The sequence below is a fragment of the Paraburkholderia sp. BR10954 genome (genome assembly GCF_040965775.1).
Classification (GTDB): Bacteria; Pseudomonadota; Gammaproteobacteria; order Burkholderiales; family Burkholderiaceae; genus Paraburkholderia; species Paraburkholderia youngii.
Genome location: NZ_JBFRCK010000346.1, coordinates 1 through 249, shown reverse-complemented (window position 1 = coordinate 249; position 249 = coordinate 1). Strand labels below are relative to the sequence as shown.

At 51.4% G+C, this 249-nt stretch carries 1 pseudogene; it reads right to left on the bottom strand.

What is annotated here, in order from left to right:
- Positions 1 to 81, bottom strand: a pseudogene (locus AB4Y34_RS42510) (IS5/IS1182 family transposase); the annotation flags it as partial.
- Between the last annotated feature and the right edge of the window lie 168 nt (positions 82 to 249).

Here is a 249-nt window from a genome sequence, read left to right as displayed (position 1 = left end):
GTTCATCAATGTCAGGTACGGCGCGGCGAAGTACCACTCTTCATCCGATACATCCGTTGGGTAGGGGCTGCGTTTTTTCATCCCGCCAGGGTACCAGGTCTGGCCGAAAGTTCATAACACCTTCTAGTGTCTTGAGTTAAAAATTCATTGAATGATGCCGATCACGTACTAAAGTGTTCTATGTGGCACTTGATGCGAGGGGGCAAGGATGAGCGGACGGCCCAAAGGGGAACTGGTGCTGAGCGAATC